This window comes from Streptomyces sp. 142MFCol3.1 (assembly GCF_000424945.1).
Taxonomy (GTDB): Bacteria; Actinomycetota; Actinomycetes; order Streptomycetales; family Streptomycetaceae; genus Streptomyces; species Streptomyces siamensis.
The window spans coordinates 1-9,716 of the sequence record NZ_KE384280.1 but is presented as its reverse complement, the minus strand read 5'-3'; the positions used below and the strand labels follow the sequence as shown (position 1 = coordinate 9,716).

Annotated in this window: 7 protein-coding genes and 1 pseudogene; all 8 read left to right on the top strand. The window is 69.4% G+C overall.

The genetic code is table 11. The features are described from left to right. The first annotated feature begins 235 nt into the window (after window positions 1-235). Window positions 236-3,193, top strand: a complete 2,958-nt coding sequence (locus H305_RS0143680) for a M14 family metallopeptidase (RefSeq protein WP_028805953.1) — start codon at window positions 236-238, stop codon at window positions 3,191-3,193. A gap of 190 nt (window positions 3,194-3,383) precedes the next feature. Then, window positions 3,384-4,394, top strand: coding sequence for a type I glyceraldehyde-3-phosphate dehydrogenase (gene gap, locus H305_RS0143675; protein ID WP_028805952.1), 1,011 nt, complete (start codon window positions 3,384-3,386; stop codon window positions 4,392-4,394). A 122-nt stretch (window positions 4,395-4,516) separates the two neighbouring features. Beyond that, window positions 4,517-5,728, top strand: a complete 1,212-nt coding sequence (locus H305_RS55630; protein ID WP_028805951.1) for a phosphoglycerate kinase — start codon at window positions 4,517-4,519, stop codon at window positions 5,726-5,728. A 6-nt stretch (window positions 5,729-5,734) separates the two neighbouring features. Beyond that, window positions 5,735-6,511: a triose-phosphate isomerase gene (gene tpiA / locus H305_RS55625; RefSeq protein ID WP_028805950.1), complete on the top strand. Its 777-nt coding sequence runs from the start codon at window positions 5,735-5,737 to the stop codon at window positions 6,509-6,511. 137 nt (window positions 6,512-6,648) lie between these two features. After that, entirely contained in the window at window positions 6,649-6,885 is a 237-nt protein-coding gene (gene secG, locus H305_RS0143660) for a preprotein translocase subunit SecG (protein ID WP_107440227.1), read from the top strand. Between the two features lie 236 nt (window positions 6,886-7,121). Next, the gene (locus H305_RS0143655; protein WP_003976875.1) at window positions 7,122-7,457 is read left to right on the top strand and encodes an RNA polymerase-binding protein RbpA; all 336 of its coding nucleotides are present in this window, start codon (window positions 7,122-7,124) and stop codon (window positions 7,455-7,457) included. Between the two features lie 396 nt (window positions 7,458-7,853). Next, entirely contained in the window at window positions 7,854-9,125 is a 1,272-nt protein-coding gene (locus H305_RS0143650) for an MFS transporter (protein ID WP_420708219.1), read from the top strand. 72 nt (window positions 9,126-9,197) lie between these two features. Then, window positions 9,198-9,716, top strand: a pseudogene (locus tag H305_RS0143645) (glucose-6-phosphate isomerase); the annotation flags it as partial.

Sequence of the window (9,716 nt, the reverse complement as noted above, 5' to 3'; positions counted from 1 at the left end):
CCCGGAGCCCGGAGCCCGGAGCCCGGAGCCCGGAGCCCGGAGCCCGGAGCCCGGAGCCCGGAGCCCGGAGCCCGGAGCTCCCGCCTCGTGTCGAGCGTCAATAGGCCGGTGCCGTAGCCCACTTGGGCGCCGGCACCGGCGTTTGTTCGTCCTTGAGGCACTCTTGACTCGATCATGAAGTGTCATGAGCCTGGCATCTGTTCGCTGCTGTGGCGGACCAGTGCAAGGGGGGCTCATGAGACGAAGAGCGAGAGCGATCCTCGCCACCGGCGCGCTCCTGTTGGGCGGTGCGGGAACGACACCCATCGCCCAGGCGCAGAACGGCACTTCACCCAAGCCCGACGCGAACGCCGTGAAGGTGTTCCGCGCCGAGGTCACCGAGCAGCAGATACCCCTGCTGCTCGCGGCCGGACAGGACGGCCACGAACTCGGCGACCGGACCTGGAAGAACGGGAAGACGACGGTCGAGGTCTACGCCACCGACCAGCAGGCCGGAAAGCTGGAGCAGCAGGGCGTCGAACTCACCGAGCACACCCTCTCGGCCAAGGCCGAGAACCGCGTCGAGGACGCGGCCCAGGGCGTGTTCCGCCCGTACAGCGGCAAGGGCAATCTCCAGGAGGAGATCGTCCGCACGGCGCAGGAGAACCCCGGCCTCACCAAGGTCGTCTCCATCGGCAAGACCCTCAAGGGCCAGGACATCCTTGCGCTCAAGCTCACCAAGGGCGCCAAGAAGACCGCGGACGGCGCCAAACCGTCTGTGCTGTACATGTCCAACCAGCACGCGCGCGAGTGGATCACGCCGGAGATGACGCGGCGTCTGATGCACTACTACCTGGACAACTACAAGACGGACAAGCGTGTCAAGAAGATCGTCGACTCCACCGAGCTGTGGTTCGTGCTGTCCGCCAACCCCGACGGCTACGACTACACGTTCCAGGGCGAGGACACGCGCCAGTGGCGCAAGAACCTCCGCGACGTGAACGGTGACGGAGCCATCTCCACCGGCGACGGCGTCGACCTCAACCGCAACTTCGCCTACAAGTGGGGCTACGACGACGAGGGTTCGTCACCCAACCCCACCAGCGAGACCTACCGCGGCACGAGCCCCGCCTCCGAGCCCGAGACGAAGGCCCTCGACGCCTTCGAGAAGCGCATCGGCTTCACGTACGGCATCAACTACCACTCGGCCGCCGAACTGCTCCTGTACGGAGTCGGCTGGCAGGTCGCGACGCCGACGCCCGACGACGTGCTCTACAAGTCGCTCGCCGGGACGCCCGACAACTCGGCGGTCCCCGGATACCACCCGCAGGTCTCCTCCGAGCTCTACACCACCAACGGTGAGGCGGACGGCCACGCGGGCAACGTCAACGGCATCGCGATGTTCACCCCCGAGATGTCGACCTGCCAGACCGCGTCGAACCTCGACCCGAACGACGCGTGGAACGCGGCGGACTGCGCCTCGGTCTTCACCTTCCCGGACGACGAGAAGCTGATCCAGCAGGAGTTCCAGAAGAACGTCCCGTTCGCGCTCTCCGTCGCCGAGACCGCGAGCCACCCCGACCAGCCGTCCTCCTCGGTCGGTATCGCCGCGCCCGACTTCACGCCGGCCGCGTTCACCACCTCGTACTCCCGCGGCGCCGACCAGGAGGTCTCCGTCGTCGTCCGCAGGTCCGTGCGCGACAAGGAGCTCAAGTATCGGGTCAACGGCGGACGCACGCACGACATGACGCTGCGGCCCTGGCGCGGTGGCGAGACCTACGGCGGTGACGACAACCTCTACTTCGACGAGTACCGGGCCAAGGTCCAGGACGGCGGCCCCGGCGACAAGGTCGAGGTCTGGTTCACCGGTGAGACGAAGCGCGGCAAGCCCACCTCCAGCACGCACTTCACCTACACCGTGGCCGAGTTGCCCCGCGTCGACACGCTCGTCGTCGCCGAGGAGGGCGCGACCGCCTCGCAGGCCCAGACGTACGTCGAGGCGCTCAAGGCCAACGGCAAAAAGCCGCTGGTCTGGGACGTCGCGACTCAGGGCGCGCCCGACGCGCTCGGCGTGCTCGCCCACGTCAGGACCGTCGTCCACTACACGGGCGGCGTACGGCCGGGCAACGCGACCCAGCTCCAGCTGCGGGCGTTCCTCAACGAGGGCGGCAAGCTGATCGAGGCCGGCGAACTGGCCGGCGGCAGCGTCGACCTCGGCGGCGGCACCCTCTCGAACGACTTCAGCCAGTACTACCTGGGCGCCTACTCGCGTACGTCCACGCCGGGCGCCAAGGGCTTCGACGGTGCCGGGAAGCTCGCCGGTGCCACGGGAGCGCTCGGTGACGCGCCCGGCAACCCGCTGAACGCGGCCGGCACGTACGCCGTCACCTCGGACTCGCTGTCGGCCACGCAGTACCCGCAGTTCGGGTCCAGCGCCGGAGCGGGCCAGTTCGCCGGCACCGTCAACCCGTACGGGCCCTACGCCGGCTCCTCCATGGCCGCCGCCGTGCACACCGACGACGGCTACAAGCGACTCACCCGCACCATCGACCTCACCGGGGTCAGCGCCGCCGACAGGCCGACGCTGCGCACCCAGCTGCTGTGGGACACCGAGCCCGGTTACGACCACGCGGTGCTCGAAGCCCACACGACCGGGGCCGACGACTGGACGACACTCCCGGAGGCGGGCGGTGCCACCAGCACCGCGGTCCCCACGGAGTGCGAGGCCGGGTTCCTCGTCAGGGAACACCCCTGGCTCGAGCGGTACCTGACCGTGAACTCCACCGGCTGCACCGACACCGGCACCAGCGGCGTGTGGAACAGCTTCACGGGCGCCTCCAGCGGATGGCAGCAGGTCTCCTTCGACTTGAGCGCGTACGCCGGCAAGTCGGTCGAGGTCTCCCTCGCCTACATCACCGACCCGGGCAGCGGCGGGCACGGTGTCCTCGCGGACGACGCCTCCGTCGTCGTCGGCGGCACGGCCACCGAGACCGAAGGCTTCGAGACATCCTTCGGCCCCTGGAAGGTCTCCGGTCCGCCCCCGGGCAGCCCGGCAGTCCTGAAGGACTGGGCGCGTTACGGGCAGCTCTTCAAGACATATGGAGCGGTCACCACGGAGGACACCGTGCTGCTCGGCTTCGGCCTTGAGCACGTCACCGCGGCGGCCGACCGTGCGGCCCTCGTCGGCAAGGCACTCACGGCGCTGCGCGGCTGACTCTGTGTGACAGCGTCGTCAACACGGAGGGCGTTCCGTACCCCTACTGGCGGGTACGGAACGCCCTGCCGTGTATGGGGCATCTGGATGTCACCACAGCCGCCTCAGGGAGGTAGGGTCGTAGGCGGTCGGGGACATCCCATACAGCTCGCCGGTCTCGAAACCGGCGTACCAACGAGGAGATCGGTTCGTGACGATCCGCGTAGGCATCAACGGCTTTGGCCGCATCGGTCGTAACTACTTCCGCGCGCTGCTGGAGCAGGGTGCTGACATCGAGATCGTGGCTGTCAACGACCTGGGTGACACCGCGACCACCGCTCACCTGCTCAAGTACGACACCATCCTGGGCCGTCTGAAGGCCGAGGTGTCGCACACCGCCGACACGATCACCGTCGACGGCCACACCATCAAGGTGCTGTCCGAGCGCAACCCCGCCGACATCCCGTGGGGCGAGCTGGGCGTCGACATCGTCATCGAGTCGACCGGCATCTTCACCAAGAAGGCCGACGCCGAGAAGCACATCGCCGGCGGCGCCAAGAAGGTCCTGATCTCGGCTCCGGCCAAGGACGAGGACATCACGATCGTGATGGGCGTCAACCAGGACAAGTACGACCCGGCGAAGCACAACGTCATCTCCAACGCCTCCTGCACCACCAACTGTGTGGCGCCCATGGCGAAGGTCCTCGACGAGAACTTCGGCATCGTCAAGGGTCTGATGACCACGGTGCACGCGTACACCAACGACCAGCGCATCCTGGACTTCCCGCACTCGGACCTGCGCCGCGCCCGGGCCGCCGCCGAGAACATCATCCCGACCACCACCGGTGCCGCCAAGGCCACCGCCCTGGTGCTCCCGCAGCTCAAGGGCAAGCTGGACGGCATCGCGATGCGCGTCCCGGTTCCGACCGGCTCGGCCACCGACCTGGTCGTGACGCTCCAGCGCGAGGTCACCAAGGACGAGGTCAACGCCGCGTTCAAGAAGGCCTCCGACGACGGCGACCTCAAGGGCTACCTGACCTACACCGAGGACCCGATCGTCTCCTCGGACATCGTCGGCGACCCGGCCTCCTGCACCTTCGACTCCTCCCTGACCATGGTCCAGGAGGGCAACTCGGTGAAGATCCTCGGCTGGTACGACAACGAGTGGGGCTACTCCAACCGCCTCGTCGACCTCACGGTCTTCGTCGGCGGCCAGCTCTAAGTCCGGAGCAGGTACCCAGACGTGAGAGCAGGGCTCGGGCAGCGCAAAGGCGCGTTGTCCGGGCCCTGCTCTGTGCACGTATCGTCCAGCTCTCCGGATAGAGCCCTCCTAGGAGTCCACTCATGAAGACGATCGACGAACTTCTCGCCGCGGGCGTGGACGGCAAGCGGGTCTTCGTCCGCGCCGACCTGAACGTGCCGCTGGCCGACGGCCGCATCACCGACGACGGCCGTATCCGTGCCGTCCTGCCCACCGTCAAGGCTCTCGCCGGCGCGGGTGCCAAGGTGATCGTCGCCTCGCACCTGGGCCGCCCCAAGGGCGCGCCCGACCCGGCCTTCTCGCTGCTGCCCGCCGCCGAGCGGCTCGGCGAACTCCTCGGTGCCCCCGTCGCCTTCGCGCAGGACACCGTCGGCCCCGCCGCCCACGACGCCGTCGACGGCCTCCAGCCCGGCCAGGTCGCGGTCATCGAGAACCTCCGCTTCAACGCCGGTGAGACGTCCAAGGACGACACCGAGCGCGGCGAGTTCGCGGACCGCCTCGCCGCCCTCGCCGACGTCTACGTCGGTGACGGCTTCGGCGCCGTGCACCGCAAGCACGCCTCCGTGTACGACCTCCCGGCTCGCCTCCCGCATTACGCCGGCTACCTCATCGCCACCGAGGTCGGCGTCCTGAAGAGGCTCACCGACGACGTCGAGCGCCCCTACGTGGTCGCGCTCGGCGGCGCCAAGGTCTCCGACAAGCTCGCCGTCATCGACGAGCTGCTCGGCAAGGCCGACCGCCTGCTCATCGGCGGCGGCATGGCCTACACCTTCCTCAAGGCCAAGGGGTACGAGGTCGGCATCTCCCTCCTCCAGGAGGACCAGGTCCCGGCCGTCAAGGAGTACATGGAGCGCGCCGAGAAGAACGGCGTCGAACTCGTCCTCCCCGTGGACGTCCTCGTCTCCACGGAGTTCCCCGACCTCAGGACGAAGGCCCCGGCCAACCCCACCACCGTCGCCGCGGACGCCATCCCGGCCGACCAGGAGGGTCTGGACATCGGTCCCGAGACCCGCAAGCTGTACGCCTCGAAGCTCGCCGACGCGGCCACCGTCTTCTGGAACGGTCCGATGGGCGTCTTCGAGCACCCCGACTACGCCGAGGGCACCAAAGCGGTCGCCCAGGCCCTCATCGACTCCCCGGCCTTCACGGTCGTCGGCGGTGGCGACTCCGCCGCGGCCGTCCGCACGCTGGGCTTCGACGAGAAGGCATTCGGCCACATCTCGACCGGTGGCGGCGCCTCCCTCGAATACCTCGAGGGCAAGACGCTCCCCGGCCTCGCCGCACTGGAGGACTGACCAAGCATGAGCACGCGCACGCCGCTCATGGCGGGCAACTGGAAGATGAACCTCAACCACCTTGAGGCCATCGCGCACGTCCAGAAGCTCGCCTTCGCCCTGGCCGACAAGGACTACGAGGCCTGCGAGGTCGCCGTCCTGCCGCCCTTCACCGACCTGCGCTCCGTGCAGACGCTGGTCGACGGCGACAAACTGAAGATCAAGTACGGCGCCCAGGACCTCTCGGCGCACGACTCCGGTGCCTACACCGGCGAGATCTCCGGCTCGATGCTGGCCAAGCTGAAGTGCACCTACGTGGCCGTCGGGCACTCCGAGCGCCGCCAGTACCACGCCGAGACCGACGAGATCGTGAACGCCAAGGTCAAGGCGGCCTACAAGCACGGCCTGACGCCGATCCTGTGCGTCGGCGAGGAGCTGGAGGTCCGCGACGTCGGCAACCACGTCTCGCACACGCTCGCGCAGGTCGAGGGCGGTCTCAAGGACCTGCCGGCCGAGCAGGCCGAGTCCGTCGTGATCGCGTACGAGCCCGTCTGGGCGATCGGCACCGGCAAGGTCTGCGGCGCCGACGACGCCCAGGAGGTCTGTGCGGCGATCCGCGGCAAGCTCGCCGAGCTGTACACCCAGGAGCTGGCCGACCAGGTCCGCATCCAGTACGGCGGCTCCGTGAAGTCCGGGAACGTCGCCGAGATCATGGCGAAGCCCGACATCGACGGTGCCCTGGTCGGCGGTGCCTCCCTGGACGCCGACGAGTTCGTCAAGATCGTCCGGTTCCGCGACCAGTGAGTATGCGGTAGCCGCGATACGTCGTACCCTTGCGGGGGCCGGGAGCCTCGAAAAGTGAGCGGACCGCTCACCCAGTAGGCTTCGGCCCCCGTCGTCCATCAAGATCCGAGGGAATTTCTCGGAAAGGGAGTCCAGCCGTGGTTTTGGGGTTCTCGATCGCCCTGATCGTCTTCAGCCTGCTGCTGATGCTGCTCGTGCTGATGCACAAGGGGAAGGGCGGCGGCCTCTCCGACATGTTCGGTGGCGGCATGCAGTCGTCCGTCGGTGGCTCCTCGGTCGCCGAGCGCAACCTCGACCGCATCACCCTGGTGATCGGTCTGCTCTGGTTCGCGTGCATCGTCGTGCTCGGAATCCTGATGAAGGTCAACAACTGATCATCGACCGACATCGGTACGGCAGAACAACTGCACATCAGGCAAGCACATTCCGCACGTAAGGCCCCATGTCCGGTACGCGCCCTCAGGCGCGGCCTATCATGGGGCTTGCGTCTAGGGGTGGGGATGTAACTCCAATCACTGGACGCGCGTTGGGCCTTACGTAGACTGAGGCGCTCGCAGCGAAGCGTCACGCCGACTCGCTTCGCGGCACCATCACGCAGGGAGTTACGACCGTGGCAAGTGGCAACGCGATCCGAGGAAGCCGGGTCGGGGCGGGGCCGATGGGTGAGGCCGAGCGCGGCGAGTCCGCACCCCGGCTGCGCATCTCCTTCTGGTGCTCCAACGGACACGAGACTCAGCCGAGCTTCGCCAGCGACGCGCAGGTTCCCGAGACCTGGGACTGCCCGCGCTGCGGCTTCCCCGCAGGACAGGACCGGGACAACCCGCCGGACCCGCCGCGCACCGAGCCCTACAAGACGCACCTCGCGTACGTACGGGAGCGCCGCAGCGACGCGGACGGCGAGGCGATCCTCGCCGAGGCGCTCGCCAAACTGCGGGGCGAGATCTAGAAGTTGACACCGGCCGGGTACTCACAGGTGCCTGGCCGGAGCTGTTCCGCGGCCCCCACGGCACGCACCGCCGCAAGCGGCCGCCGGCCGCTGCACGGCCTCGGCGGTCCCGCGTCCGGAGCCGATGCGGTGCAGGTCGGCCGGACCATGAGAGGACGGCGGGCCGGACCGGAGTGCGCGGTCGGGTGGCTCGGGCCGTGCCGGTGTGCGTGGCCCGGTGGCTCGGGCAGCGCGGTGACGGAGTGCGTGGCCCGTGGGCTCGGGCCGTGCCGAGGTCGCGGCCAGCGTGTGCGGCCGGGCAGCGGAGCCGGGCATGCTGTGTCCCCGCCGCTCTGCGGGCCGATTGTCAGTGGCGGCCCTTACGGTTCTCGAAGTGGTGGAACCGGAGGGGGCGTTGTGACGACGGCGGCGGAGGTGGCGGGTGTGCGCCCGCCCGCGTGGCGCGGCGGATTCGGCAGGCTGTGGACGGCGGCCGTGGTGTCGCGGTTCGGGGACGCCCTGCGCAACTCCGCGCTGCCCCTGCTCGCCGTGCGGCTCACCGACGACCCGCTCGTCATCGCCTCCGTCACGGCCTGCGGCTATCTCCCCTGGCTCCTGTTCGGGCTGCTCGGGGGCGCGATCGCCGACCGGGTGGACCAGCGGCGGGCCATGGGAGCCGTGGACGCCGTGCGCGGCGCACTGGTGGCCGGCTTCGCCCTGACCGTGGCGCTCGGCCACGCCTCGATCGTCCTGCTGATCGCGCTGGCCTTCAGCCTGACCACCCTCCAGACGCTCTTCGACAACGCGTCCACGGCCCTGCTGCCGTCCCTGGTGGACCGCGAGGCCCTCGGCAGCGCCAATGCCCGGCTGATGACCGGCCAGCAGCTCGCGGGCGGCCTGCTCGCCGGCCCCTTCGTGCCGCTGCTGCTCGCCGCCGGGGCCGCCGTGCCGTTCACGGCGGACGCCGTCACCTACCTGCTCGCCGCCGGGCTCGTCGCCTCACTGCGGATACGGCCGCCCCGGCGGGAGCCCCGCCCCGCCGGCAGCACGCTCCGTGCCGAGGTGGCCGCCGGCCTGCGCGCCCTGTGGGGCGACCGGGTGCTGCGCGCGGTGTGCACGGCCACCCTGCTGTGCAACATCGGCATGGGCGCGCTCATCGCCACCCTCGTCCTGCACGTCACGCACTGGCTGCACACGGGGGACGCGGGGTACGCGGCGGCGATGACGGCGTACGCGGTCGGCAGCTTCTGCGGCGGCTTCCTCGCCCAGCGTGTCGCCGGGCGGGTCGGACGGGCCCGGAGCCTGCTGGCGGCGGGATGCGTCCAGACGTCGTCGCTGCTGCTCGTCGGCACGGTCCGGCACATCGGCGCCCTCCTCGCGGGCATGGCACTGCTCGGACTGATGAACATGCTGTGGAACGTCAACCAGGTCACGCTGATGCAGCAGCGCAGCCCGGAATCCATGGTGGGCCGCATCAGCGCCGCATTCCGCACCACCTCGACCTCGGGGGCCCCGCTCGGCGCCCTGCTGGGCGGCGCCGTGGCCGGGGCGTACGGGCTGAACGGGCCCGCCCTGCTGGCGGCGGCACTCTTCGCCCTCGCCGTCACCTCGCTGATACCTGCGCTCAAGCCGGACGTATCTGTTGTTGAGCCGGACGACGGCGCGACGACAGCTCGCGTCAAGCCCTGATCAATTAGGTTGGGACCGGCAGTGGGGCAAGGTACGCAGCAGCACAGGCAGGAAAGAAGGCTGAAGTCCGAGATGAACGCAGAAAGCCGTACCAGGCTCAACCAGACCCCCGAGTGGAGCGCTCTGGCCAAGCACCGCGAGGAGCTCGCGGACACCCGTCTGAGGGACCTGTTCGCAGCCGAACCCGGACGTGGCACCGGCTACACGCTCCAGGTCGGGGATCTGCACATCGACTACTCCAAGCACCTGGTCACCGACGAGACCCTGCGCCTGCTCCGCGACCTGGCGGCCGCGACGGACGTGTTCGGGCTGCGGGACGCCATGTTCCGGGGCGAGAAGATCAACGTGACGGAGGGGCGGGCGGTGCTGCACACCGCGCTGCGTGCCCCGCGGGACGCGATCGTCGAGGTCGACGGTGAGAACGTGGTGCCCGCCGTGCACGCGGTCCTGGACAAGATGGCCGGCTTCGCCGAGCGGGTCCGTTCGGGCGAATGGACCGGTCACACCGGCAAGCGCATCAAGAACGTGGTGAACATCGGCATCGGCGGCTCCGACCTGGGCCCCGCGATGGCCTACGAGGCGCTGCGCTCG